This is a genomic window from Pseudomonas sp. R4-15 (genome assembly GCF_055768815.1).
Window position 1 is genome coordinate 900,060 of the sequence record NZ_CM147293.1, and the last position, 22,630, is coordinate 922,689.

The 22,630-nt window shown below is 67.2% G+C and carries 28 protein-coding genes; 21 read left to right on the forward strand and 7 right to left on the reverse strand.

The window, feature by feature from the left end; genetic code table 11:
* Positions 1 to 33 precede the first annotated feature (33 nt).
* Positions 34 to 165, reverse strand: coding sequence for an LPS translocon maturation chaperone LptM (gene lptM / locus ACYRGX_RS04270; RefSeq protein WP_473055373.1), 132 nt, complete (start codon positions 163 to 165; stop codon positions 34 to 36).
* A gap of 162 nt (positions 166 to 327) precedes the next feature.
* Here lptM and cyaY point away from each other — a divergent pair, with 162 nt between their 5' ends.
* The 3 genes from cyaY to rnk all read left to right on the forward strand — a co-directional run bounded on the left by cyaY (position 328) and on the right by rnk (position 1,467).
* Positions 328 to 660 (forward strand): iron donor protein CyaY, encoded by a 333-nt coding sequence (gene cyaY / locus ACYRGX_RS04275; protein WP_473055374.1) that lies wholly within the window; start codon positions 328 to 330, stop codon positions 658 to 660.
* Entirely contained in the window at positions 632 to 835 is a 204-nt protein-coding gene (locus tag ACYRGX_RS04280) for a DUF1289 domain-containing protein (RefSeq protein ID WP_473055375.1), read from the forward strand. Before cyaY ends, ACYRGX_RS04280 begins: the two co-directional genes overlap by 29 nt.
* Before the next feature lie 227 nt (positions 836 to 1,062).
* Positions 1,063 to 1,467 (forward strand): nucleoside diphosphate kinase regulator, encoded by a 405-nt coding sequence (gene rnk, locus ACYRGX_RS04285; protein WP_473055376.1) that lies wholly within the window; start codon positions 1,063 to 1,065, stop codon positions 1,465 to 1,467.
* A 176-nt stretch (positions 1,468 to 1,643) separates the two neighbouring features.
* On the opposite strand, the gene ACYRGX_RS04290 is transcribed toward rnk, so the two are convergent.
* Positions 1,644 to 2,570 (reverse strand): substrate-binding periplasmic protein, encoded by a 927-nt coding sequence (locus ACYRGX_RS04290; RefSeq protein WP_473055377.1) that lies wholly within the window; start codon positions 2,568 to 2,570, stop codon positions 1,644 to 1,646.
* Entirely contained in the window at positions 2,539 to 2,835 is a 297-nt protein-coding gene (locus ACYRGX_RS04295; protein WP_473055378.1) for a hypothetical protein, read from the reverse strand. Before ACYRGX_RS04295 ends, ACYRGX_RS04290 begins: the two co-directional genes overlap by 32 nt.
* Positions 2,836 to 2,987: 152 nt before the next feature.
* Here ACYRGX_RS04295 and ACYRGX_RS04300 point away from each other — a divergent pair, with 152 nt between their 5' ends.
* From ACYRGX_RS04300 to ACYRGX_RS04310, 3 genes are all read left to right on the forward strand, one after another.
* Positions 2,988 to 3,956, forward strand: a complete 969-nt coding sequence (locus ACYRGX_RS04300) for a magnesium transporter CorA family protein (RefSeq protein WP_473055379.1) — start codon at positions 2,988 to 2,990, stop codon at positions 3,954 to 3,956.
* Between the two features lie 149 nt (positions 3,957 to 4,105).
* Positions 4,106 to 4,930 (forward strand): HDOD domain-containing protein, encoded by an 825-nt coding sequence (locus ACYRGX_RS04305; protein WP_473055380.1) that lies wholly within the window; start codon positions 4,106 to 4,108, stop codon positions 4,928 to 4,930.
* A gap of 152 nt (positions 4,931 to 5,082) precedes the next feature.
* Positions 5,083 to 5,325 carry a DUF4282 domain-containing protein gene (locus tag ACYRGX_RS04310; RefSeq protein ID WP_473055381.1) on the forward strand — a complete coding sequence of 81 codons (243 nt, stop codon included), beginning with the start codon at positions 5,083 to 5,085 and terminating at the stop codon, positions 5,323 to 5,325.
* 78 nt (positions 5,326 to 5,403) lie between these two features.
* Here the strand turns inward: ACYRGX_RS04310 and argH are convergent, their stop codons facing one another.
* Positions 5,404 to 6,798, reverse strand: coding sequence for an argininosuccinate lyase (gene argH / locus ACYRGX_RS04315; protein WP_473055382.1), 1,395 nt, complete (start codon positions 6,796 to 6,798; stop codon positions 5,404 to 5,406).
* A gap of 157 nt (positions 6,799 to 6,955) precedes the next feature.
* On the opposite strand from argH, the gene ACYRGX_RS04320 reads away from it, so the two are divergent.
* From ACYRGX_RS04320 to ACYRGX_RS04360, 9 genes are all read left to right on the forward strand, one after another.
* On the forward strand, positions 6,956 to 7,990 hold the full coding sequence (locus ACYRGX_RS04320) for a sensor histidine kinase (RefSeq protein ID WP_473055383.1): 1,035 nt from the start codon (positions 6,956 to 6,958) through the stop codon (positions 7,988 to 7,990).
* A 23-nt stretch (positions 7,991 to 8,013) separates the two neighbouring features.
* Positions 8,014 to 8,760, forward strand: a complete 747-nt coding sequence (locus tag ACYRGX_RS04325; RefSeq protein ID WP_473055384.1) for a LytR/AlgR family response regulator transcription factor — start codon at positions 8,014 to 8,016, stop codon at positions 8,758 to 8,760.
* Between the two features lie 91 nt (positions 8,761 to 8,851).
* The gene (hemC, locus tag ACYRGX_RS04330) at positions 8,852 to 9,793 is read left to right on the forward strand and encodes a hydroxymethylbilane synthase (RefSeq protein WP_473055385.1); all 942 of its coding nucleotides are present in this window, start codon (positions 8,852 to 8,854) and stop codon (positions 9,791 to 9,793) included.
* The gene (locus tag ACYRGX_RS04335) at positions 9,790 to 10,545 is read left to right on the forward strand and encodes a uroporphyrinogen-III synthase (RefSeq protein ID WP_473055386.1); all 756 of its coding nucleotides are present in this window, start codon (positions 9,790 to 9,792) and stop codon (positions 10,543 to 10,545) included. The genes hemC and ACYRGX_RS04335 overlap by 4 nt, the downstream gene beginning before the upstream one ends.
* Entirely contained in the window at positions 10,542 to 11,630 is a 1,089-nt protein-coding gene (locus tag ACYRGX_RS04340; protein ID WP_473055387.1) for a uroporphyrinogen-III C-methyltransferase, read from the forward strand. Before ACYRGX_RS04335 ends, ACYRGX_RS04340 begins: the two co-directional genes overlap by 4 nt.
* Complete coding sequence (locus ACYRGX_RS04345) at positions 11,627 to 12,829, forward strand: heme biosynthesis HemY N-terminal domain-containing protein (RefSeq protein ID WP_473055388.1); 1,203 nt, start codon at positions 11,627 to 11,629, stop codon at positions 12,827 to 12,829. The genes ACYRGX_RS04340 and ACYRGX_RS04345 overlap by 4 nt, the downstream gene beginning before the upstream one ends.
* An 80-nt stretch (positions 12,830 to 12,909) precedes the next feature.
* On the forward strand, positions 12,910 to 13,401 hold the full coding sequence (locus tag ACYRGX_RS04350; RefSeq protein ID WP_473055389.1) for a disulfide bond formation protein B: 492 nt from the start codon (positions 12,910 to 12,912) through the stop codon (positions 13,399 to 13,401).
* Positions 13,402 to 13,614: 213 nt separating this feature from the next.
* Entirely contained in the window at positions 13,615 to 14,079 is a 465-nt protein-coding gene (rsd, locus tag ACYRGX_RS04355; RefSeq protein ID WP_473055390.1) for a sigma D regulator, read from the forward strand.
* 64 nt (positions 14,080 to 14,143) lie between these two features.
* Positions 14,144 to 14,878: an AlgP family protein gene (locus tag ACYRGX_RS04360; RefSeq protein WP_473055391.1), complete on the forward strand. Its 735-nt coding sequence runs from the start codon at positions 14,144 to 14,146 to the stop codon at positions 14,876 to 14,878.
* Here ACYRGX_RS04360 and ACYRGX_RS04365 read toward each other — a convergent pair.
* Positions 14,869 to 15,459, reverse strand: a complete 591-nt coding sequence (locus tag ACYRGX_RS04365; RefSeq protein WP_473055392.1) for a DUF6436 domain-containing protein — start codon at positions 15,457 to 15,459, stop codon at positions 14,869 to 14,871. The two genes, ACYRGX_RS04360 and ACYRGX_RS04365, sit on opposite strands and share 10 nt — an antisense overlap.
* Positions 15,460 to 15,555: 96 nt before the next feature.
* Between ACYRGX_RS04365 and bipL the strand changes: the two genes are divergently transcribed.
* Positions 15,556 to 16,491, forward strand: coding sequence for a phospholipase BipL (bipL, locus tag ACYRGX_RS04370; protein WP_473055393.1), 936 nt, complete (start codon positions 15,556 to 15,558; stop codon positions 16,489 to 16,491).
* On the opposite strand, the gene ACYRGX_RS04375 is transcribed toward bipL, so the two are convergent.
* Positions 16,492 to 17,223: a hypothetical protein gene (locus tag ACYRGX_RS04375; RefSeq protein ID WP_473055394.1), complete on the reverse strand. Its 732-nt coding sequence runs from the start codon at positions 17,221 to 17,223 to the stop codon at positions 16,492 to 16,494.
* A 120-nt stretch (positions 17,224 to 17,343) separates the two neighbouring features.
* Between ACYRGX_RS04375 and ACYRGX_RS04380 the strand changes: the two genes are divergently transcribed.
* Together ACYRGX_RS04380 and ACYRGX_RS04385 are read left to right on the forward strand one after the other, a co-directional pair.
* Positions 17,344 to 17,976 carry a 2OG-Fe(II) oxygenase gene (locus ACYRGX_RS04380; RefSeq protein WP_473055395.1) on the forward strand — a complete coding sequence of 211 codons (633 nt, stop codon included), beginning with the start codon at positions 17,344 to 17,346 and terminating at the stop codon, positions 17,974 to 17,976.
* A 41-nt stretch (positions 17,977 to 18,017) separates the two neighbouring features.
* Complete coding sequence (locus ACYRGX_RS04385; protein WP_473055396.1) at positions 18,018 to 18,515, forward strand: 2-thiouracil desulfurase family protein; 498 nt, start codon at positions 18,018 to 18,020, stop codon at positions 18,513 to 18,515.
* Between the two features lie 841 nt (positions 18,516 to 19,356).
* On the opposite strand, the gene ACYRGX_RS04390 is transcribed toward ACYRGX_RS04385, so the two are convergent.
* Positions 19,357 to 20,334 (reverse strand): NADPH:quinone reductase, encoded by a 978-nt coding sequence (locus ACYRGX_RS04390; RefSeq protein WP_473055397.1) that lies wholly within the window; start codon positions 20,332 to 20,334, stop codon positions 19,357 to 19,359.
* 106 nt (positions 20,335 to 20,440) lie between these two features.
* Here ACYRGX_RS04390 and hemF point away from each other — a divergent pair, with 106 nt between their 5' ends.
* From hemF to ACYRGX_RS04405, 3 genes are all read left to right on the forward strand, one after another.
* The gene (hemF, locus tag ACYRGX_RS04395; RefSeq protein WP_473055398.1) at positions 20,441 to 21,352 is read left to right on the forward strand and encodes an oxygen-dependent coproporphyrinogen oxidase; all 912 of its coding nucleotides are present in this window, start codon (positions 20,441 to 20,443) and stop codon (positions 21,350 to 21,352) included.
* A 29-nt stretch (positions 21,353 to 21,381) separates the two neighbouring features.
* Entirely contained in the window at positions 21,382 to 22,206 is an 825-nt protein-coding gene (aroE, locus tag ACYRGX_RS04400) for a shikimate dehydrogenase (RefSeq protein WP_473055399.1), read from the forward strand.
* A 68-nt stretch (positions 22,207 to 22,274) separates the two neighbouring features.
* The gene (locus ACYRGX_RS04405) at positions 22,275 to 22,508 is read left to right on the forward strand and encodes a hypothetical protein (protein ID WP_473055400.1); all 234 of its coding nucleotides are present in this window, start codon (positions 22,275 to 22,277) and stop codon (positions 22,506 to 22,508) included.
* Positions 22,509 to 22,630 lie beyond the last annotated feature (122 nt).

The following is a 22,630-nucleotide window of genomic DNA, read 5'->3' on the forward strand; positions in this document are numbered from 1 at the left end:
CTCGGACTGCGCCCGTGGACGCAGTGATACGGACTACAGCTCGAAACGGTCTTTGGCGTTGCCCGAGTGCGAGTCGTCCGGCAGGTACAGCGCGCCCTTCTGGCCGCAACCGGCAAGGCCGGCGAACAGCGTCAGGACGAGGAGGGGAAGCAGCAGGCGCTTCATGGGGGAGTCCTTGTTTCAAAGCGTGAATTGGTATCGAGTATACCGGCCACCCGGCGCCTTGCCTACGCAGGTGGACTCCCGCCCAGCGGGGCTTTGCAGGTAGCATGGCAGTCTGCACGCGCAGCATGCGCCTACCGTTTCCACTTAGATAAGGCTTATCCAATGACCCTTAGCGTCGCCCGCTACCACGACCTGATCGACAGCGCCCAGCAATACATCGAGGACGTGTTCGACGAAAGCGAGCTGGACGTCGACCTGGAGAACGCCGCCGGCGTGCTGACCATCGGCTTCGAAAACGGCAGCCAACTGATTCTCAGCCGCCAGGAACCGCTGCTGCAGCTGTGGCTGGCGGCGCGCTCCGATGGCTACCACCTCGACTACGACGAGGAAAACAAGCGCTGGCTGTGCGAGAACAGCGACGAGACCCTCGGCGAACTGCTCGCCCGGGCCGTGCGGGAGCAAAGCGGTGAAGAGATCGAGTTCGAAGAGCTCTGAAGACCTCCCGGCCTCGCCCTGCGTACGCAACTGCTGCCTGGACGGGCGCGACGTTTGCCTGGGCTGCGGTCGCCAGCTCGAAGAAATACTCGAATGGCACGCCGCCGACGGTCGGCGCCGCCTGGAAATTCTCGCCGCCGCCCGGGCTCGCCGGGCATCTCGCGGCAGGCCCTGAGCCGCTCCATGGGTTGCTTCTGCTGGCCGCTGTGGTAGGGTCGAGACATCGTTCGCCCATCGAACGTCGCAACCCCGCCGTTACCGATCCGTGCTGTTTTCGCCGCTGGCGCCGCAATGCGCCGCTCTTGTCGTTGCTGCGAAACGCCTAAGCACGGAGCCGCCCCGGCGGGGTTTTGCTTTTTTCGTTCCCCAGAAATGCTACGAGAACAGGAGAGCCGAAGCGCCATGAGCACCGCGCCCGCCATCACCATCACCCGTCCGGACCTGCAACGTCTGGAGAACCTGCTGGACAGTCTGGATTCCTTCGGACCTGCCGCCGAGGCCCTGGAGGAGGAGCTGTCGCGCGCGCAGATCGTCGAGCCGGAGGCGGTGCCGGCAGGCCTCGTGACCATGAATTCTCGAGTGCACTGCCGCGAAGAGACCAGTGGCAAGGATTATCACCTCACCCTGGTCTACCCCCACGAGGCAGGGCGCGATGGCACCGTCTCGGTGCTCGCGCCGATGGGCAGCGCACTGCTCGGCTTGTCCACCGGTCAGCACATCGACTGGCCCGGCCCCAGCGGCAAGACCCTGGTGCTGACCCTGCTGGCGGTCGAGTATCAGCCCGAGGCGGATGGCGTCAGGCACTGAGTTCGCTGTAGGTCCCCGCACGCCGGCCGGCCGTTGCCAGCCGGCGCGTTAGGGCACGTCGACTTGACCGGCCCGTGGGGGCCGACAGCAGCCATTCTCTTCGCCGCGCCTGCAGGTGGAGGCGCCGCTCAGCGTACTGACGGCCGCCGCTGCCTCGCCACGTTCGAGTCTCACTATCAGGTGCTGGGCTTGGTTGCCGGCCGAGTCTCCTGCGGCACGCCGTGTACCGCCTCCTGCCGATTGCCGGCGGCGTCTTCGACGTCCAGGCGGGTCGGCTGCGAATCGTCCAGTGGTTGCGCCAGGGTCGGGCCGCTATCGGGCAGGTGGTGCTGCCAGCGTTGCAGGATCGTGGCGTACTCGCCGTTGTCGTGCAGCGTGCGCAGGCCGGCGGCGAAGCGCTGGCGCAACCACTGGGCGTTGTCGAGGTGCCGGGAGAAGGACAGGTGCAGGTCCGTGCGCAGCAGGCGCGCCACGGGTACGAAGAGGCCCTGCAGGCCGGGGCGTTCGCGGAACAGTTGCTCGGCGGTGCCGCGATAGGCCGGGAAATAGTCCACCCGGTTGCGTGCCAGCATGAGAAAGCCGCTGATCTCACGGCGTACCGGCACCTTGTTCAGGTCTTCGCGGGCATCGAAGGCGGGGCCGTATTCGAAACCGATCACCGTCGCCACCGGATGCCCACGCAAGGCGTCCAGGCTCTGCAGCGTTTTTCCGTTCTCGCGGCGCGCCCAGAGCAGAATCTCGCCCTGGAACAGGGGTGGGGAGACCAGAAAACGCTGCAGCAGATCGGCATTGGGTGCGGTGTTGAAGCAGCCGGCCAGTTCGCCCCGTTCGGCCATGTGCATGCAGCGAGCATAGGGGTAGGCGACCAGCCTGACCGGAACTCCAGCAGCGTCGAAGGCCTCGCGGACGATGTCCACCGACATGCCGCGGACCACGCCGCCGCGCAGCGCGGTATAGGGATACCAGTCGTCCTCGGCGCCGATCAGGTAGGGCTCGGCCAGCGCCGGCAGGGCGCTCAGGGCCAGCAGCAGGCCTAGCCAGCGGCGTGCCCCGCCGCCGTGCGGCGGCGCGCTAGAGCGCCGCTTCGTCGTCGTCCACCGCATCTGGCAAGGTCGGTAGCGCGCGCAGGTTGCTCTCGTAGCTCGCCAGGTCGAAGGCGCGTTCGGTGGCGAGCATTTCACGGACTTCATGGGCTAGCACGCGGGCCATCAGCAATACGGCTTCCTCGCGGGCATAGCCGACCAGGGTCAGCTTGTTCAGCGTGGCCTGGGTGGCAGCCGGCTCGCCGGCTTCCAATTGGTTCTCAATGGCCTCGATCATCGCCGTTTCGGCGATCTCTTCGTCGGGACGTGAATCGTCGTCGTGCATGCTGCCTCCGTGGTTGTCCGGCAGTGTGCCATGAGTCACGCTGCGGCGGGATAGTCCTGCGTCGTCGGGCGCCGTGCTGGACGGGTGCTGGATGGCTCGTGAGCGGGCTTTCGTCCATGCTTGGCAGCAGTCCCGGATGCCGACGGTATTTCATGATCACTGCATATTTTCTGGAAGAGGGCGGCCTGCGCGCGCAGCCGCTGAACGATCTGCAGGCGCTAGGCGCCATCCAGCCGCTATGGCTGGACCTGTGCAATCCCAGCGAGGAAGAGGAGCGCGCGGTGGAACGCGCCCTGGGCGTGGACATCCCGGCTCGGGACGAACTCGCCGAGATCGAGGACACCTCACGCAACCGCCAGGTGGACGATGTGCTGTTCATGAGTTCTACCGTGATCAGCGGTATCGGCGAAGGGCGCCCGACCAGTGCAGTGGCCAGCTTCGTGCTCGCCCGCGAGTGGCTGGTCACGGTGCGCTATGCGCGCCTGAGCAGCTTCGACGGCTTCGCGGAGCGTAACGCCCGAAGCCTGCGGCATTGCAGTGCCGACCAGCTGTTGACGTTGCTGCTCGACGGGCTGATCGATCGCATCGCCGACACCGTGGAGGAACTGCAGGGGCAACTGGACAGCCTGTCGCGGCGCATCTTCGACGAATCCTCCAAGAGCGCCCAGCCTGCGGACCTGCAGCGGGTGCTCAAGCACCTGGGGCGCTGCAACGGCCTGCTCGCCCGGCTCAGCGAGAGCGCCCTGAGTCTGGGCCGGCTGATCGGCTATGCGCGGCAAAACGCGGCCTGGCTGGGCGACGCGGCGCGTGTCGGACTGAAGAGCGCCGAGCGTGACCTGCGCTCGCTGGGGGATTACCAAACGCGGATGTCCTCGGAGATCAGCTTCCTGCTCGACGCCACACTGGGGCTGATCAACATCGAGCAGAACTCGATCATCAAGGTCTTCTCCATCGCTGCGGTGCTGTTCCTGCCGCCGACCCTGGTGGGCACCGTCTATGGAATGAACTTCCGCCACATGCCGGAGCTGGATTGGCCCTGGGGCTATCCTCTGGCGATTGCCGCGATGTTCGGCTCGGCCGCGCTTTCCTACGCCTGGTTCAAGTTTCGCAATTGGTTGTAGCGCGTCGCTAGGGTCTGTTCCCGTTTCATTCGCGTCCCAATAGGCCTCGGCGCGGCCGTGACGGAAACGGCAACTGGTCCTAGGCTGCAACGAGGGCCGATTGAACGGCAGGACGGTCCTTCTTTCCCGTCGCGCGAAGAGGCGTTTCCATGGATATCGATTCGCTGTTTGCCAAGCTGCACAATCTGCCGACCATTCCCAAGGTCGCCCAGGATCTCATCCGCCAGTTCGATAACCCCTCCAGTAGCCTCGATCAGGTGGCGCACAATATCTCGCTGGACCCGGTGATCGCCGCCAAGGTGCTGCGCCTGGCCAACTCCGCGCGCTACCGGGGTACCCGCGAGTCCACCAGTGTGCAGGACGCGGCGATGCGCCTGGGCTTCGATACGCTGCGTACCCTGGTGCTGGCGTCGGCAGTGACCGGGGCCTTCCGCGGCACCGGTGATTACGACGTGCGCGGCTTCTGGGTACATGCCTTTCGCGTGGCCAGCATTTCCCGCGAAGTCGGCCGTCAGCATGGCATCGCTGCCGATACCGCCTTCACTTGCGGCATGCTGCACAACATCGGCGAACTGGTGATCGTGGTCGGCGCGCCGGACCTGGCGCCACGCCTGGGCGGCCTCGGCCAGGGGGGCGGTGCGCGCGCGGCCAGCGAGACGCTGCAACTGGGGTTCGGTTTTCCCGAGGTGGGCGCGGAGCTGGCGCGTCGTTGGCAGTTGCCGGCGAGCATCCAGCAGGCCATCGCCTTTCAGGGACGTCCGGGGCAGGCCCCCGAAGCGGGGCATGCGCTGGCACTGACCCTGGCCCAGGCCGGCGTCGTCGCCGATGCACTGGAGATGTCGGACGGCGAGATCGGCAAGGCTCGCGCCAGCTGTAACGGACCGCTGTTCGATGGCCTCGATCTGGACAGTCTGTTCGCCCGCCTGCCGGAAGTCCTGGAGGCCGACAAGGCGTTCGCCCAGGCACTCGTCTGATTCACTGCGAGGACCATTCCAGAGCCTCTGGCGTGGTAGTCTGAGGGCCGATCACGATGATCGGCCCCGGCGTGCGTGCGTCGGGAGACATTCGCCAGGAAGGCGTGCGTGTGCCGTGCGGTATCGCTTCCTGGCCCTTTCCAGGAGGCGTCATGCGCAATCTGTTCTTCTTCGACTCGATGCTCACCCCCAGCCTGATCGTGGTGATCTACTGGCTGGGTCTGGCGGGTGTGGTGATTTCCGGCTTCGGGATGATCTTCAGCCCCTATGGCTCGCTGCTCAGTGGCATCGCCACCCTGATCGGCGGAGCCATCGGCGTGCGCATCTGGTGCGAACTGCTGATCGTGGTGTTCAAGATCAACGAGAACCTGCAGAAGCTCGCCAACGACAAGTGAGCCGGGCTCCTGGCCTGGCGCCGGGAATCCGTGAACGAAACGGCCGCCCGCGGGCGGCCGTTTGCGTGGCGCCAACGCTCAGCGCGTGGCGAGGAGCTCGCGGCCGCGGGCGACGGCGGCGCGCACCTGGTTCGGTGCGGTGCCGCCGATGTGGTCACGGGCGCCCACCGAGCCTTCCAGGGTCAGCACGGCGAACACGTCGTCGTCGATCTGGTCGCTGAACTGGCGCAGTTCTTCGAGGCTCATCTCGGCCAGATCCTTGCCGCTGTCCACGCCGTATTTCACGGCATGGCCGACGATCTCGTGGCAGTCGCGGAACGGCAGGCCCTTGCGCACCAGGTAGTCGGCCAGATCCGTCGCGGTGGAGAACCCCCGCAGCGCCGCTTCGCGCATCATGGTCTTCTTCGGCTTGATCGCCGGGACCATGTCGGCGAAGGCGCGCAGGCTGTCGCGCAGGGTATCTGCGGCGTCGAACAGCGGCTCCTTGTCTTCCTGGTTGTCCTTGTTGTAGGCCAGCGGTTGGCCTTTCATCAGCGTCAGCAGGCCGGTCAGGGCGCCGAACACCCGGCCGGACTTGCCACGTACCAGTTCCGGCACGTCGGGGTTCTTCTTCTGCGGCATGATCGAGGAGCCGGTGCAGAAACGGTCCGGCAGGTCGATGAACTGGAATTGCGCTGAGGTCCACAGCACCAGCTCTTCGGAGAAGCGCGACAGGTGCATCATCGCCAGCGAGGCGGCGGCGCAGAATTCGATGGCGAAGTCGCGATCGGAAACGCCGTCCAGCGAGTTGCCGCCCACGGCGTCGAAGCCCAGCAACTGGCAGGTGATCTCGCGTTGGATCGGGTAGGTGGTGCCGGCCAGGGCCGCCGAGCCGAGTGGCATGCGGTTGACCCGTTTGCGGCAATCGACCAGGCGCTCGTAGTCGCGGCTGAGCATCTCGAACCAGGCCAGCAGGTGGTGGCCGAAAGTCACCGGCTGCGCGGTCTGCAGATGGGTGAAGCCGGGCATGATGGTGTCCGCTTCGGCTTCGGCCAGGCCCAGCAGGCCCTGCTGCAGGCGGGTGATCTCGGTGAGGATCAGGTCGATCTCGTCACGCAGCCAGAGGCGGATGTCGGTGGCCACCTGGTCGTTGCGCGAACGCCCGGTGTGCAGCTTCTTGCCGGTGATGCCGACGCGCTCGGTCAGGCGCGCCTCGATGTTCATGTGCACGTCTTCCAGGTCCACGCGCCAGTCGAATTGACCCGCCTCGATCTCGACCTGGATCTGTTGCAGGCCATCGATGATGGTGTCGCGCTCGGCATCGCTCAGTACGCCGACCTTGGCCAGCATCGTGGCGTGGGCGATGGAGCCCATGATGTCGTGGCGGTAGAGGCGCTTGTCGAAGTCGACGGAGGCGGTGAAGCGGGCGACGAAGGCGTCCACGGGTTCGCTGAAGCGGCCGCCCCAGGACTGGTTGGTTTTCTCGGCACTCATGGCATCTCTCGGCATGGGCAGGGCCCGGCGCGGCCGGGCGAGGAACGTGGCGGCGATGATACCAGCCCCGGCGCCGGCTGACTTCGGCCACGCCGGGGTGCCGGAATGATGAATGCCGGCTAGCATGATTACCGTTCGTCGGTCTTTCGGTAATCCCATGCCCCAGCGCAGCGCTAACGATCTTCCTGTCGATGACTTCTTCGTGCCCGCCCTGTGTGAGCCCGAAGCGTTGTTGACCCTGGTGCTGCTGGCCGAACTCCTGGTGCTGCTGCTGGTGCTTGCCGAGCCGATCCAGGGTGGTTTCGACTGGCTGCGTCTGGCGCTGTCCTCGCTCTACGTACAGTGGGTGGTGCTGCTCTCGGCGGCGCTGCTGTGCCGTCTCCGGCCTCTGCTGGCGCGGCTCTCGCCGCTGCGCGCGGGGGCCAGTTGTTGCAGCATCGTGGTCCTGCTGACCCTGGGCTGCAGTGCCGTGGCCGATCATTTCGGACTCGGTACCCGCGATGGCGAATTCAACCTCTACCTGCGCCACGGGCTGATCGCGCTGATCATTTCGGCGCTGCTGCTGCGCTATTTCTACCTGCAGAGCCAATGGCGGCGGCAGCAGCAAGCCGAGTTGCGTGCGCGGCTGGATGCCCTGCAATCACGCATTCGCCCGCATTTCCTGTTCAACAGCCTGAACAGCATCGCCAGCCTGGTGGCGCTGGATCCGCCCAAGGCGGAACAGGCCGTGCTCGATCTTTCCGACCTGTTCCGCGCCAGCCTGGCGCGCCCCGGCACGCTGGTCACCTGGAAGGACGAACTGGCTCTGGCGCGGGGCTACCTGTCCATCGAGCAATATCGGCTCGGCGATCGACTAAGGTTGAATTGGGCGGTCGACGAAGTGCCGGATGACCTGCCGATTCCGCAGTTGACTCTGCAGCCGTTGCTGGAGAACGCACTGCTGCATGGCATTCAGCCGCGGGTCGAGGGTGGCCTGGTGGAGGTTCGCGCGCATTGCCGGGGCGGCGTATTCGAGCTGTCCGTCAGCAATCCCTACGACATGACGGTCACGGCGCCCGCGGGACGGGGCACGCGACAGGCGCTGAACAACATCGAAGCGCGACTAACGGCACTTTTCGGTCCGGGTGCGAGTCTCAGCGTGGAACGCCGTGAAGGACGGCACACCACCTGCCTTCGCTATCCATGTGTATGACTCACGCAGGAAGCCAGAGCGATATGAATGTTCTTGTTGTCGATGACGAACCGCTCGCTCGCGAGCGGCTTAGCCGAATGATCGGCGAGCTCGACGGCTACAGCGCGCTCGAGCCCGCCGCCAGCAACGGGGAGCAGGCGCTGCAACTGATCGAGACCCTGAAGCCGGACATTGTCCTGCTGGATATCCGCATGCCGGGCCTGGACGGTCTGCAGGTCGCCGCCCGGCTGTGCGAGACGGATGCGCCTCCGGCGGTGATCTTCTGCACCGCCCATGATGAATTCGCCGTCGAGGCCTTCGAGGTGAGCGCGGTCGGCTACCTGGTCAAACCGGTACGTCCGGAAGCGCTGGCGGACGCCCTGAAAAAGGCCGAGCGGCCCAACCGCATGCAACTGGCGGCACTCTCACGCGGGCCAGTGGATACCGGCACCGGGCCGCGTAGCCACATCAGCGCGCGGACCCGCAAGGGCATCGAGCTGATTCCCCTGGACCAGGTGATGTTCTTCATCGCCGATCACAAGTACGTGACGCTGCGCCACGAGGGCGGTGAGGTGCTGCTCGACGAACCCCTCAAGGCGTTGGAGGACGAGTTCGGCGATCGCTTCGTGCGTATCCATCGCAACGCGCTGGTCGCCCGCGAGCGCATCGAGCGTCTGCAACGTACTCCGCTGGGGCATTTCCAGTTGCACTTGCGTGGACTGGAAGGCGATGCGTTGACGGTCAGCCGGCGCCACGTAGCCGGCGTACGCAAGCTGATGAACGCCCTCTGACGGCAGCGATCGCGGCGCAGGGACGCGCCGTCGCGTCGGCGCCCGGCAAAGCCCTGTTATTATCGCGGCTTTCCGTTTGCCGAGAGTCGCCATGTCGTTACGCGAAATTCGCATCGCCACCCGCAAGAGTGCCCTGGCCCTGTGGCAGGCCGAATACGTGAAGGCCTGCCTGGAGCAGGCTCACCCCGGCCTGCAGGTGAACCTGGTGCCGATGGTCAGCCGCGGCGACAAGCTGCTCGACGCACCGCTGGCGAAGATCGGCGGCAAGGGCCTGTTCGTCAAGGAGCTGGAAACCGCGCTGCTCGAGGGGGACGCCGATATCGCCGTGCACTCGATGAAAGACGTGCCCATGGACTTCCCCGAGGGGCTGGGCCTGTACTGCATCTGCGAGCGCGAGGATCCCCGCGATGCCTTCGTCTCCAACACCTTCGAGAGCCTCGACGCGCTGCCCGCCGGCAGTGTGGTCGGCACCTCCAGCCTGCGGCGCCAGGCGCAGTTGCTGGCGCGCCGGCCCGACCTGAAGATCCGGTTCCTGCGCGGTAACGTGAACACCCGCCTGGCCAAGCTGGATGCCGGTGACTACGACGCCATCATCCTCGCTGCCGCCGGCCTGATTCGCCTGGGCTTCGAGGCGCGTATCCGCTCGCGCATCAGCGTCGAGGACAGCCTGCCGGCCGGTGGCCAGGGCGCCGTGGGCATCGAGTGCCGCAGCGCCGATACCGAGCTGCATGCGCTGCTGGCGCCCCTGCACCACCGCGAGACCGCGTTGCGCGTGCAGGCGGAGCGGGCGATGAACAAGCACCTCAACGGCGGCTGTCAGGTGCCCATCGCCTGTTTCGCCGAGCTGGAGGGCGATGCCCTCTGGCTGCGTGGCCTGGTCGGTCAGCCCGACGGCACGCAGTTGCTGCGTGCGGAGTCGCGCGCAGCAGCGGTGGATGGTGAAGCGCTCGGCGTGAGCGTCGCCGAAGCGCTGCTCGCCCAGGGCGCCGGGGACATCCTGCGCGCGGTCTATGGCGAGGCCGGCGAGCCGTGAGCGAAGGCTGGCGCCTGTTGTTGACGCGCCCCCGCGAGGAGTGTGCGGCGAGCGCCGCGTTCCTCGCGGCCCACGGCGTGTACAGCGCCAGCCTGCCTTTGCTGGAAATCGAGCCGCTGGCCAAGGTCGCTCTGCCGCATCCATTGCACCGCTACGCAGCGTTGATCGTGGTGAGCAAGCCGGCTGCGCGTCTGGTCCTGGATCGGCTGGACGAAGCCGGGGCCAGCGACACGCCCTGGTTCTGCGTCGGCGCAGCCAGCGCGGCGATTCTCGCCGAGCGCGGCCTGCCCGTCGCGTATCCGGTCGATGGCGACGACAGCGAGGCGCTGCTGCGCCTGCCGGCCTTGCAGGCGGCACTGCGGGGCGCTGCGCCGCGGGTGCTGATCCTGCGGGGAGAAGGTGGGCGCGAGCTGCTCGCAGATACGCTGCGTGCCCGCGGCGTGACGGTCGACTACCTTGAACTCTACCGTCGGCGACTGCCCGAATACCCGCCGGGCACCCTCGCTGCGCGGGTTGCTGCGGAACGCCTGAACGGCCTGGTGGTCAGCAGTGGGCAGGGTTTCGAACACCTGCTGCGACTCGCTGGAGATGCCTGGGCCGGCCTGTCTCGACTACCCTTGTTCGTACCGAGCCCCCGCGTTGCCGAGTTGGCGCGCGCGGCAGGCGCGGGTCATGTCATGGATTGCCGCGGCGCCAGCGCCGAGGCCTTGCTGGCCACCCTTGGGCCGGCGCCAGAAAGGATCGACACGTGAGCGAAACCGACCTGCAAAACACCCCCACGCCGAAACCCGCCGAGGCTCGGGCAGAGTCCGCGCCGCGGCGTAGCCCGCTGGCCGCGCTGGCGCTATTGCTGGCCCTGGTGGCGCTCGCCCTGGGCGCCTGGAGCGCCTGGCAGGCCTACCATCAGCAGCAGGCTACCCAGAAGCTGGAAAGTACAGCCAGCGGTCGCCTGGCCGAGAGCGGAGAGCGCCTGGAGGCATTCTCCCGGCAGTTCGACGCGCGCTTGGCGGGCATGCCTCAGGCTGCGCAGATCGACGAACAGCGCCGCTTGCTCGCCGATCTGCAGAGCAACCAGCAGCGCCTGGCCGCGAACCTCGACAAGGTCCTCGGCGCCAGCCGCGAGGATTGGCGCCTGGCCGAGGCCGAACACCTGTTGCGCCTGGCCATGTTGCGCCTCTCGGCGATGCATGACATCGCGGGCGCCAAGGCCCTGCTGCAGGGCGCCGACGACATCCTCAAGGCGCAGCATGACCCGCTCGCCTTCGCCGCCCGGCAGGCGTTGATCGATGCGCTGGAGCGCCTGCGCGCATTGCCCGAGCCGGATCGCGAGGGCCTCTATCTGCAGCTCGCTGCCCTGCGCGAGCAGGCCTCCGCTCTCACGGCGCTGAACCCGAACTTCCGCCCGGCCGACGAGGACGCCGCCGCTCAGGCCGAGACCAGCCGTTGGCAGCGTTGGTGGCACAAGCTGTCGGGCTACCTGCGCATCGACCTGCACGCCGACCAGGACATCCACCCGCTGCTCGACGGGCAGCGTCTGGCAGAAGTGCGCCTGACGCTCGCGCTGACCCTGGAGCAAGCCCAGTGGGCAGCGCTGGAAGGCCAGGGTGAGGTCTATCGCACGGCGTTGGAGCAAGGGCAGCAAGTGCTCGGCGACTACTTCTCCGCGGAGAACCGTGAAGTCGCGGCACTGGGGCAGCGCCTGGGCGAACTCGCCGAGGAGCCCGTCGCGGTCGAAGTGCCCGATCTGCGTCCGGCGCTCGACGCCCTGCAGGGCTACCTGGCGCAGCGCCAGCGCGACCTGGGCGAGCCGGCGAAGGACGCGGAGGACGCGCAATGATTCGCCTGGTACTGCTCGCCGCCGTGGCCGTCGCTGCGGCAACGCTGCTGGGCCTGGCCATCGCCCATGGCAGCGGCTACGTGCTGATCGCCTATGGTGGCTTTCGTTTCGAGTCGAGCCTCTGGCTGTTCCTGTTGTGCCTGGCTTTGCTCTGGCTGGTGCTCTACCTGTTGCGCCAGGTATTGCGTGCGCTCGGCGTTTCCGGGCGTTGGCTGAATCCCTGGTCGCGTCGTCATCGCAGCCGCCGTCGGCGTCGCGCCGCCGAACGCGGGGTGCTGGAACTGGCGGAAGGTCGCTGGCAGGCTGCCCAGCAGCATCTGGCGAAGGCGGCGGCCGATGAGCCGCAGCCGTTGCTCTACTACTTTGGCGCGGCCCGCGCCGCCAACCGCCGTGGCGATCTGGAGGGGCGTGATCGACTGCTCACCGAGGCCCTGCGGCGTGAACCGCGCGCAGAGCTGGGCATTGCCTTGGAGCATGCCGAGCTGCAGCAGCAGGCCGGTGAGTTGGAGCGCGCGCGCGCGACCCTGGAAGTGATGCACGAGCGGCACCCCCAGCATGGCGAGGTCTTGCGACGTCTAGCGCAGGTGCTGCTGGCACTCGACGACCGTGACACGCTCGGCAGTCTGTTGCCCGAGCTGCGTCGCCAGCGGCTGTTCGACGAGGCGCGCCTGAGCGAACTGGAGCGTCAGGCGGCGCTGCGCCGCCTGGCTCGCGCGGACAGTACCGAAGGCCTGCAGCAGAACTGGAAGCAGCTCGCGGCCGCCCAGCGCGGCGACCCGCTGCTGCTGCGCGCTTACGCCGAGGCGTTGCAGCGCCTGGGAGCCGGTGCGCTCGCCGAGGAAGCGTTGCGCGGCAGCCTGCGCAAGCATTACGACCCCAGCCTGGTGGATCTTTACGGGCGCGTCGAGGGCAGCGATCCCGCCCGGCAACTGAGCACCGCTGAAGGTTGGCTGCGCGAGCACCCGGAAGATGCCCTGCTGTTGCGCTGCCTGGCGCGGCTGTCGGCGCGCAACCGGTTGTGGGGCAAGGCTCGCGACTATTACGAGGCAAGCCTGCGTTTCGCCCGCGATCCGCAGAGCTGCGCGGAATTGTCTCGGCTGCTCGATGAACTCGGCGAGAGCGAGCGTAGCCGGCAGCTGTTGCGCGAGAGTCTGCAACTGATCGGTACGCCTTCGCCCAATCTGCCGGTGCTTCGCTAGGGCGCTTTGCCTCGCTGCGTTGTTGAAACAGCGCAGCGTTATCCTCTACCGTATCGCGTCTTTTCTCCTCGGGTGTCCCCATGCCTTCGGCCAGTTCCCGCGCACTTTTCCTGCTCGCCTTCATCGCCTGCGTTCTGGTGATGGCCGGCGCGCTCTACCTCGAGCACGTGGTCGGTCTCGAACCCTGTCCCCTGTGCATCGTGCAGCGTATCTGCGTGATCGCCTTCGGTCTGGTCTGCCTGATCGCCGCGCTGCATGGTCCGGGCAAGCTGGGGCTGCGCGTCTACTCGGTACTGGCACTGCTCTGCGCCGTGGCCGGTGCCGGTACCGCGGCACGCCAGGTGTGGTTGCAGAGCGTGCCGCCGGACCAGCTAGATGCCTGCCTGCCCGGTCTCGAGTACATGATCGAGGCGTTTCCGTTGCAGGAAATCGTCAGCAAGGTATTTCGCGGCACGGCCGATTGCGCGGAGGTCAACTGGACGCTGTTGGGTCTCAGCCTGCCGGAGTGGAGCCTGCTGGCGTTCGCCGGATTGATCCTGTTCTCGCTGTTCCAGCTGCTGCGTCGCGACTGAGTGAGCGAAAGGGCGTGGACGAGTACTGAACGTCCGCGCCCGGCGTCGATCAGATACCCACCGGTCTGCCCATCTGGTACTTGATGGCGGACGACGGGCAGCTTAGCCTGAGCACGAGTGTCGGACTTGGCGCTCGTCGGCATACGGTCCCAAATCGTCCGCCGGCATGTTGTACTGGCGGCAATCGACGTATTCACGAGGGGAACGAGGATCATGCTGGAGAGCTGCAAGAGCGCCCAGGAACGTTGGGGAGGGGTGCACCGCCTGATCGATCGCTGGCTGCAGGATCGCAACGCACTGGTCGGTGCCTTCGACACCCTGCAACACGACCCGCACGCACGGACCTCGACGGCATTGCAGGACTTCTGCCAGTGCCTGGTGGACTACGTTTGCGCCGGACATTTCGAAATCTACGAGCAGTTGCTCGGTGAAGCCCGGGCTTTCAACGACCGAGGTGCGCTGGAGTTGGCCGACCAGGTATATCCGCGCCTGCAATCGCTCACCGAGTCCGCCCTGGCCTTCAATGACAGCTGCAACGACGGTGCCTGCGCCAGCGATCCGAGCCTGGGCCAGCGCCTGATCCAGCTCGGCGAGTTGCTACATGAGCGCTTCGAGCTGGAAGATTGTTTGATCGAGGTTCTGCATACGGCACACCAGGCTACAACTGCGGCGGTGTAGGTCGCGCCGTATCGCTAGCAGCCTGCTAACATCAAGGCTCTTCGCATTCATCGAGGAGCCAGTGATGGCCACCAAGAAGTCTCCAGTGCCGACCCCACTTCATCTGTTGCAGCAACTTTCCGCAAGCTTGCTCGAACATCTGCACAAGGCCTGCGAGCAGGCGCTGAGCGATGTCGAGGCCACCCTCGCCAAGCTCGAGAAGCAGCGCGCCAGGGGTCAGGAAAAACTCCAGCAAACCCAGGAAAAACTCGAAAAGGCCGCCAGTGCCGGCAAGGCCAAGGCGCAGGCCAAGGCGCGCGCGCGCGTCGAGGAGCTGGAAGCCACACTGGCCACTCTGCAGGTACGCAAGGCGCAGACCCTCGACTATCTCGCCGGCCTGCGCGCCAACGTGGCGCGTAGTCTGGAGCTTGCCGGTGGTGTCGATGCGGTGCGCAACTCGGCCAGCGAGGCGCTGGATACACCGCCCGCGCCCGCGACGAAAACCGCTGCACCGGCCCGCAAGCGTGCCACCGCCAAGCCGGCGAGCAAGGCCTCCAGCCCCGCCAATGCTGCGTCAAGCAGCCCGCGAGCGCGCAAACCGGCGGCCGCCAAGCCCGCTGCTGCCAAGTCGCCGAGCAAGCCCCGCGCAGCGGCGGCCAAGCCCGCGGCCAGTGCCAAGTCCGCATCGCGTCGTAGCGCGGCGGAAAAAGCCAGCGCGACCCCCGAGCCGGTCGCCGCGGCGCAAGCCGACAGTACGCCGCCCGCCAAGCCCACACGCAGTCGCCGCAAGCCGGCCGCCAAGCCTGCCGATCAGGGCTGAGTGGTGCCACGGGCTGCCTGCCAGTCGCAGTAGCAGCCCACCGCCAGGCCGCTGGCCGCTCGTACCGGGCGCCCGGCGGCCAGCGCCTCCAGTACCGGCTCGATGAAGCTGTTGCTCGATGAGCAGGTCGCGCCCTCGCTGTAGGGGCCGAAGTAGGCGAGTTTGCCTTGCGCGTCCCAGATGCCCACCGCCGGGCTCGCCGGCAGGTGCTCGCTACCCGGAAGCGACTCCAGTGGGGTGAGCGCCGACAAGTCATCCGGCAGTTTTGCGTGGCTTCCCGGACGCTGTACCGCATAGAAGCGCACACCCTGGGGCGCGAAGCGTTCGACCAGTTCCCGCAGGTGTTGCTGGTTGCCGACGTTGCAGGGGCAGGCCGGGTCCCAGAAATGCACCACGCGGATCGGCCCAGCACCGCCGAGCGCTGTCGGCAGGCGCAGTTCGCCGGCCTCGAAGACCAGCGCGCGATCGGCGAAAGGTCGCAGATAGCGCTCATGGAACCAGGTGAAGGCGGCGTACATCACCAGTAGCCAGGCGAGGCCCGCCAGGCCGTAGGCGAGAGGGTTGCGGTAGCGCTCGATCATCGTTGCGGACAGCTGGAAAAGGAACAACCGCTAGCTTGCCATGCGCGGCCCGTCGGCAGAACATGCCCGTATCCCTTTGCTGCGCCACGTCAATCGATGATCCTGCAACCCCCCTTTGCCGACGCCGTTTCCCCGCATCCGCTCTCGGCAGGTGCTGCCGAACCGCCGGGCATCGGCGTCTGGCGGCGCCACTACGGCCTAGACCTGGCCGGCCATCCGGCGGCCGCGCAGATGCGCAGCGGCAGCTTCCAGGCCGCGGGCTATCGCATCGCCGCGCACGCCTGGCTACCTGACGAACCGCGAGCGACCCTGCTCGTGTTGCATGGCTACTACGACCACATGGGGCTGTACCGCCACGTGATCGACTGGGGCCTGCAGATGAAGTTCGCGGTAGTCGCCTGCGACCTGCCAGGCCATGGCTTGTCGGAAGGTGCGCCGGCCAGCATCGGCGACTTTGCCGAGTACCAGGCGGTGCTCGACGGCCTGTTCGCCGAGGCGGCGGCACTGGACCTGCCACAGCCCTGGCATCTGCTCGGGCAGAGCACTGGCGGGGCGATTCTCATCGAACGCCTGCTGCTCGGCGAGACGCCGGCGCAACTTGGTCAGAGCATTCTGCTGGCGCCGTTGGTGCGCCCCCGTGACTGGTTCCGCGGCAAGCTCAGCTACCACCTGCTGTCGCCCTTCGTGCGGCAGATTCCCCGGCGTTTCAGCGTCAACTCGGGTGATCCGGCCTTCATCGACTTCGTCCAGCGCAACGATCCGCTGCAGCCGCGGGTGCTGCCGACCGCCTGGGTCGGCGCGCTGGCACGCTGGATTCCGCGCATCGAAGCGGCGCCGCGCAGCACCGCCAGTCCGTTGATCGTCCAGGGCGATGCGGATATGACGGTGGCCTGGCAGCACAACCTGAAGGTCTTGCAGGACAAGTTCGCGCAACCGCAGTTGCTGATGCTGCCGGGCGGGCAGCATCACCTGGTCAACGAGCGCGAGGCGCTACGCGCGCGCTACTTCGACTTCCTGCGTGAACGGCTCTGACTACTGCGCGCCGAGACCGGCGCGCAGGGCGGGCAGTGCGGCCTGGTAGTAGGCCTGGCCGGCGGGGGATTGGGCGAATTCCACGTATTCGTCGAGTTCGGGATCGGACAGCTCGCGATAGACGTAGAGCAGGGTGTTGTCCAGATCGTTGTCGATGCGTTGCACCAGGCGCTGGCGTTGGCCTTCCATCAGGCCATCGGCCTGGCCGTTGGCGAATAGCCCGGGAAGCATACCGCTGAGGCTGTCAGCGGCGATGCCGGCCAGCGCCAGGCTCACTTCCGCGCCGGCCTGGCTGAACGGCACGGCCTGGGCCAGACGGCGGATCAGCAGCGCGCGGGTGCTCTCGGCCTGGATGCGTGGCAGGCCATTGGCGTTGCGTGCCAGTTGGTCGGCACGGGTCGCGTTGAGTTCGGCGGCGACCACCTTGCGCCCCGTCGCCGAGCCGAAGAAGGCCAGCGCCGGCGCCGGGTCCGCCAGGTGTGCGCGCAGCGCCTGCTCGGCGCGCTCGTCCATCGCCGTCGCGGCGAAGCGCCGGTTGCTGTTGTCCACCAGGGCCTGATACACCGCCGGCGGCAGGCTCTGCCGGTAGCGCTGCTGCGCCGCCGAGAGCGCGTCGAGGAAATGTGCGCGCTGTTGCGGCCAGCCGGCCAGGCGATACAGATCGGCGTGTTCGTCGGCGCGCAGCGGCTGGCTTACGAACATGAATACGAGCAGGGCAAGAATGGCGCGCATGACGGCTCCTTGGGGACGTGAGGACTATTCTCTGCGGCGTTATGCAGCGTTGCTAGGGCCTCACGCGAAATTTTCTAATGATGACGGTGCAACGACTGGGCACTGCTAGACTCCGCCGCCATGTACGAACCCGATGACGAAAGCCTGCTGGTGCTGATCGACGACTTGGCCGAACACGGCTGGTCCTTGCGCCGCGATTTCCTGCCGCAGACTCTGACCGCGCAATTGGCGCGGGAGTGCCGCGCGCAGGCGGCTGCTGGTGAAATGAATCCGGCGGCCATTGGCCGCGCGGCCGGTCAGCAGATCGTCGAGGGCATCCGTGGCGACCAGATCCTGTGGATCGAACCCGGCCAGTCCGAGGCCTGCGACCGCTACCTGGCGCTCATGGACCGCGTGCGCCAGCAGCTCAACCGGCACCTGTTCCTCGGTCTCGAAGACCTCGAATGCCACTTCGCCTTCTACCCGCCGGGCGCCTTCTACCAGCGTCACCTGGATCGTTTCCGTGACGATGATTGCCGTACCGTCACCGTGGTGCTCTATCTCAACGAGGCGGACTGGAGCGACGCCGATGGCGGCGAGCTGCGCTTGTGGCTACGCGGCGGCGAGGTGCGTGAACTGAGCCCGCTGGGCGGCACCTTGGCCTGCTTCCTGTCCGGCGAATTTCCCCACGAGGTATTGCCGGCGCACCGCGATCGACTGTCACTGACCGGCTGGTTCCGCCGGCGCGCGGAAAACCCGCTGAACGCCGCCTGAGGGCGTGTAAGATCACGGCAGTCCTTGCCGTTGCGAGCCCCATGCAGAAGATCCTCGTCAGCCGTTGCCTGCTCGGCCATCCGGTGCGTTACGACGGCGGTGCCCACGGGCCCTTCGATCGGCTTGCCCGCTGGCAGGCGGAAGGTCGTGTGGTGGCGCTCTGTCCGGAGGTGGCCGGTGGGCTGCCGACCCCGCGACCGCCCGCGGAAATCCCTGGCGGCCAAGGCGCGGCGGTGCTCGATGGCGTGCTGCCGGTGCTCGACATCGATGGTGTGGACGTCTCCGCGCAGTTCGTCGCCGGTGCACGCCGCGCCGAGGCGCTGGTGCGCGAGCTGGGCCTGCGCCTGGCCGTACTCAAGGCGCGCAGCCCCTCCTGCGGCAACCTGGAAAACTACGACGGCACCTTCAGCGGCACCCGCGTAGCGGGCGAGGGCGTCACCGCCGCGGCGTTGCGGCGCCTGGGCGTGCAGGTGTTCAACGAGTCTCAGCTGGAGCAGACCGCTGAGGCGCTGGCGCGCTTGGAGGCGGAGCCAGATTAGGCGTGCGGATTGAGGTGTTAGTGTTGCGCTGGTCTTTTGGCCCTGAAGGCCCGCTGCACCGGCTCTAATCCTGAGCCGCAGCCTGTGGTCTCTGTGGCTTGTGGTTTTCTGCCTGGGCGTGGGAGCGTGGCGCTTTCCTCGGGTGGGACTACAGGTTTCGCCTTGCACGGCGAGTCACTTTCTCTTGTCTCGCCAAGAGAAAAGTAACCAAAGAGAAGGCGACCCCAGCATCCGGCCCCAACCGCTGCGCGGCTGGGGTTCCCTCGCTCCGGCGTTGCTCCGGGGGCCGGCCCGTACGGTCCCTCCCTGGACCGCACAGGCCTCTCGCCGCCGTCCTGGCGGCTCACTCCCCTACGCAACACCTGCACTCGGCCTCCTGAAGGGGCCCCGGGTGCAAGCCGCACCGTCAGTGATCGCTCTGGCTCTGGCTTTTCTTGCGCGGACTTGCAGACGGCGCCGAAGCGCCCCGTTGGTCCGGGTGAACGGAATCGTCGTGTAGGGGGGTGAGCGGCCAGGACGGCCGCGAAAGCCGCGAAGGGGCAGGACGCCCCTTGGCGGCGACCCCCGGAGCGGCGATGGAGTGAACGCACCCCGTCCGCGACAGCGGGCGGGGCCGGATCGCCGGGGCAGGAGTTTTGGCTACTTTTGCGATCAAAAGTAGCTCGCCCAGGAGGGCGAAACCGGGAGTCTCGGAGGAATGCCGACAACCGTCTTTTGGCACCGAAGGCCTGGTGCACTGGAGACGCGGAGCGTCTCGGGAGGCATGCCCACGCGGGAGCATGGGCACGATCAAAATCGCCGGGGAACACCGGGCGGTTCGGACGTATACCGACAGCAGCCTTTAGGGCAGCAGAATCGTCGAGCCGGTGGTACGCCGCTCGGCCAGGTCGGTCTGTGCGCGGGCGGCGTCGGCAAGGGCGTAGCGCTGGCCGATCTCGACCTTCACCTGGCCGCTGGCGATCACCTCGAAGAGTTCGTCGGCCATCATCTGCAGGCGCTCGGCGGTGTCCGCGTAGCCAGCCAGCACCGGGCGGGTGACGTACAGCGAGCCTTTCTGCGCCAGGCTGGCGAGGTTGACGCCAGTGACCGCACCGGAGGCGTTGCCGAAGCTGACCAGCAGGCCGCGCGGGGCCACGCAGTCCAGCGAGACCTCCCAGGTGTCCTTGCCGACCGAGTCGTAGACCACCGGGCATTTCTTGCCGTCGGTGAGCTCCAGCACCCGCGCGCGGATGTCTTCGTGGCTGTAGTCGATCACCTGCCAGGCGCCCAGGGCGCGCGCGCGTTCGGCCTTTTCCGGCGAGCCGACGACGCCGATCAGGCGCGCGCCGAGGGCGTTCGCCCACTGGCAGGCGAAGGAGCCAACACCGCCGGCGGCGGCATGGAACAGCACGGTTTCGCCGGCTTGCAGGCGATGCGTCTGGCGCAGCAGGTATTGCGTGGTGAGGCCCTTGAGCATGGCTGCCGCGGCCTGTTCGAAGCTGATCGAGTCGGGCAGCTTGACCAGCTTTTCCGCCGGTAGCACGTGCAGTTCGGCATAGGCACCCAGCGGTCCGGTGGCGTAGGCCACGCGTTCGCCGACTTTCAGGTGGCTGACTTCGCTGCCCACCGCATCGATCACCCCTGCGCCTTCGGTTCCCAGGCCGGAGGGCAGTGCCGGCGGCGCGTAGAGCCCGCTGCGGAAGTAGGTGTCGATGAAGTTCAGGCCAATCGCATGGTTGCGTACGCGGACTTCGCGCGGGCCCGGCTCGACGGCCTGGACGTCGACCCGCTCGAGGACCTCGGGACCGCCATGGCGGCTGAACTGGATACGCTGGGGCATGGGACTCTCCTGCTGAATGAGGGCTCTCATCCAAGCGCCGTGGCGAGCCTGCGTCAACTGCCGGTATGCTATTGCCCCCTTTCGCCAGTCACTAGAAGGCATTCCGATGAGCGATCGCTCCGCAGCCGTGAAGGCATTTCTGCTCGACCTGCAGGACCGCATCTGCGCCGGCCTGGAGGTCGAGGACGGCCGCCATTTCGCCGAAGACGCCTGGCAGCGGCCGGAAGGTGGCGGTGGGCGGACGCGGGTGCTCGCGGACGGCGGTCTGATCGAGAAGGGCGGGGTGAACTTCTCCCATGTACATGGCGCCGGCCTGCCGCCTTCGGCCAGCGCGCATCGGCCCGAGCTGGCCGGGCGCGGCTTCGAGGCCATGGGCGTGTCGCTGGTGATTCACCCGCACAACCCTTATGTGCCCACCTCGCATGCCAACGTGCGCTACTTCTGCGCGGAAAAGGACGGTGAAGCGCCGGTCTGGTGGTTCGGCGGCGGCTTCGACCTGACGCCCTACTACGCCTTCGAGGAGGACTGTGTGCACTGGCACCAGGTCGCCCGCGCGGCCTGTGCGCCGTTCGGCGCGGAGGTCTATCCGAAGTTCAAGGCCTGGTGCGACCGCTATTTCCACCTCAAGCACCGCAACGAGCCGCGCGGCATCGGCGGGCTGTTCTTCGATGATCTGAACGAGTGGGATTTCGACACTTGCTTCGCCTTCATCCGTGCGATTGGCGACGCTTACCTGCAGGCCTACCTGCCCATCGTGCAGCGGCGCAAGGCGCTGCCCTATGGCGAACGCGAGCGCGAGTTCCAGGCCTTCCGCCGGGGCCGCTACGTGGAGTTCAACCTGGTCTACGACCGTGGCACGCTGTTCGGCCTGCAGTCGGGCGGGCGTACCGAGTCGATCCTCATGTCGCTGCCGCCGCAGGTGCGCTGGGGTTACGACTGGCAGCCGCAGCCCGGCAGCGCCGAGGCGCGCCTGACCGAAGAATTCCTCACCGACCGTGACTGGCTGGCGGGCGCCTGAGCCCCGGCCACGATTTCCAGGACGTTCCCATGGACCGCTACGCCGTCTTCGGCAATCCCATCGGCCACAGCAAGTCGCCGCTGATCCATCGCCTGTTCGCCGAGCAGACCGGCCAGGCCCTCGACTACCAGGCGCTGCTGGCGCCGCTGGACGGATTCGCCGAGACGTTGCGCGAGTTCTTCCGTGACGGGCTGGGGGCGAACGTCACCGTGCCGTTCAAGGAAGAGGCCTGGCGTCTGGCCGATGAGTTGAGTGAACGCGCACGCCGCGCCGGGGCGGTGAATACCCTCTCGCGCCTGGCGGACGGACATCTGCGCGGCGACAACACCGATGGTGCCGGTCTGCTGCGCGACCTCACGGCCAACGCCGGCTTGGCGCTGCAGGGTAAGCGCGTGCTGCTGCTGGGCGCAGGCGGCGCCGTACGTGGCGTGCTGGAGCCGCTGCTGGGCGCCGAACCGGCACTGCTGGCCATCGCCAACCGCAGTGCGGACAAGGCGCTGGCCCTGGCCGAGGCGTTCGCCGACCTCGGCCCGCTGTGCGCCATCGATGCCGCTACGGCCGACGAGGACGCTTTCGACCTGGTCGTCAACGGTACCTCGGCGAGTCTTTCCGGCGCCCTGCCGGCGCTCGCGCCCGGGCTGCTCGAGCCGGGTCGCACGCTGTGCTACGACATGATGTACGGTCGCGAGCCGACCGCCTTCTGCCGCTGGGCCGAGCGCCATGGCGTCGAGGCGATGGATGGGCTGGGCATGCTCGTCGAACAGGCCGCGGAGGCCTTCAGACTGTGGCGCGGCGTGCGCCCGGACAGCGCGCCGGTGCTGCTCGAACTGCGTCGTCAGTTGCTCGCCGGCTGATCGAGGCGGGGGAACCCCGGACGGCTTTCTCGCACCCAAATGCCAGTACCTATGCCATCGGGGGGCGAATGGACTGGATCGATCTACTGCAATGGCCGGCCATGCTGGCGACACTCGGTGCCGCCTGGCTGATCGGCTCGTTGCAGCCGCGGCGACGCCTGGTCGGCTTCTGCGTGTTTCTGTTGAGCAACCTGCTGTGGGTGATCTGGGGGCTGTCCGCCAGCGCCTGGGCGCTGATCGTTCTGCAGGTCGGCCTGGCCCTGCTGAACCTGCGTGGATTGCGCAAGAACGAACAGGCGTGATTCCGTTGGCGCGTCACGTTGCCACATCCTTGACCCTGTCTATACTCCGATCGAAAGCCTGCGTTGAGGAACGAACGGTCGCCTGGCGGCCGTCCACGACGTCGAGCCGAGCAGTATCGACG

Excerpts from the sequence above, each read along its gene's own strand:
- lptM (WP_473055373.1), bottom strand. The coding sequence starts at position 165 with ATGAAGCGCCTGCTGCTTCCCCTCCTCGTCCTGACGCTGTTCGCCGGC.
- cyaY (WP_473055374.1), top strand. The coding sequence starts at position 328 with ATGACCCTTAGCGTCGCCCGCTACCACGACCTGATCGACAGCGCCCAG.
- rnk (WP_473055376.1), top strand. The coding sequence starts at position 1,063 with ATGAGCACCGCGCCCGCCATCACCATCACCCGTCCGGACCTGCAACGT.
- ACYRGX_RS04290 (WP_473055377.1), bottom strand. The coding sequence starts at position 2,570 with ATGCGGTGGACGACGACGAAGCGGCGCTCTAGCGCGCCGCCGCACGGC.
- ACYRGX_RS04295 (WP_473055378.1), bottom strand. The coding sequence starts at position 2,835 with ATGCACGACGACGATTCACGTCCCGACGAAGAGATCGCCGAAACGGCG.
- ACYRGX_RS04300 (WP_473055379.1), top strand. The coding sequence starts at position 2,988 with ATGATCACTGCATATTTTCTGGAAGAGGGCGGCCTGCGCGCGCAGCCG.
- ACYRGX_RS04305 (WP_473055380.1), top strand. The coding sequence starts at position 4,106 with ATGGATATCGATTCGCTGTTTGCCAAGCTGCACAATCTGCCGACCATT.
- ACYRGX_RS04310 (WP_473055381.1), top strand. The coding sequence starts at position 5,083 with ATGCGCAATCTGTTCTTCTTCGACTCGATGCTCACCCCCAGCCTGATC.
- argH (WP_473055382.1), bottom strand. The coding sequence starts at position 6,798 with ATGAGTGCCGAGAAAACCAACCAGTCCTGGGGCGGCCGCTTCAGCGAA.
- ACYRGX_RS04320 (WP_473055383.1), top strand. The coding sequence starts at position 6,956 with ATGCCCCAGCGCAGCGCTAACGATCTTCCTGTCGATGACTTCTTCGTG.
- ACYRGX_RS04325 (WP_473055384.1), top strand. The coding sequence starts at position 8,014 with ATGAATGTTCTTGTTGTCGATGACGAACCGCTCGCTCGCGAGCGGCTT.
- hemC (WP_473055385.1), top strand. The coding sequence starts at position 8,852 with ATGTCGTTACGCGAAATTCGCATCGCCACCCGCAAGAGTGCCCTGGCC.
- ACYRGX_RS04345 (WP_473055388.1), top strand. The coding sequence starts at position 11,627 with ATGATTCGCCTGGTACTGCTCGCCGCCGTGGCCGTCGCTGCGGCAACG.
- ACYRGX_RS04350 (WP_473055389.1), top strand. The coding sequence starts at position 12,910 with ATGCCTTCGGCCAGTTCCCGCGCACTTTTCCTGCTCGCCTTCATCGCC.
- rsd (WP_473055390.1), top strand. The coding sequence starts at position 13,615 with ATGCTGGAGAGCTGCAAGAGCGCCCAGGAACGTTGGGGAGGGGTGCAC.
- ACYRGX_RS04360 (WP_473055391.1), top strand. The coding sequence starts at position 14,144 with ATGGCCACCAAGAAGTCTCCAGTGCCGACCCCACTTCATCTGTTGCAG.
- ACYRGX_RS04365 (WP_473055392.1), bottom strand. The coding sequence starts at position 15,459 with ATGATCGAGCGCTACCGCAACCCTCTCGCCTACGGCCTGGCGGGCCTC.
- bipL (WP_473055393.1), top strand. The coding sequence starts at position 15,556 with ATGATCCTGCAACCCCCCTTTGCCGACGCCGTTTCCCCGCATCCGCTC.
- ACYRGX_RS04375 (WP_473055394.1), bottom strand. The coding sequence starts at position 17,223 with ATGCGCGCCATTCTTGCCCTGCTCGTATTCATGTTCGTAAGCCAGCCG.
- ACYRGX_RS04380 (WP_473055395.1), top strand. The coding sequence starts at position 17,344 with ATGTACGAACCCGATGACGAAAGCCTGCTGGTGCTGATCGACGACTTG.
- ACYRGX_RS04385 (WP_473055396.1), top strand. The coding sequence starts at position 18,018 with ATGCAGAAGATCCTCGTCAGCCGTTGCCTGCTCGGCCATCCGGTGCGT.
- ACYRGX_RS04390 (WP_473055397.1), bottom strand. The coding sequence starts at position 20,334 with ATGCCCCAGCGTATCCAGTTCAGCCGCCATGGCGGTCCCGAGGTCCTC.
- hemF (WP_473055398.1), top strand. The coding sequence starts at position 20,441 with ATGAGCGATCGCTCCGCAGCCGTGAAGGCATTTCTGCTCGACCTGCAG.
- aroE (WP_473055399.1), top strand. The coding sequence starts at position 21,382 with ATGGACCGCTACGCCGTCTTCGGCAATCCCATCGGCCACAGCAAGTCG.
- ACYRGX_RS04405 (WP_473055400.1), top strand. The coding sequence starts at position 22,275 with ATGGACTGGATCGATCTACTGCAATGGCCGGCCATGCTGGCGACACTC.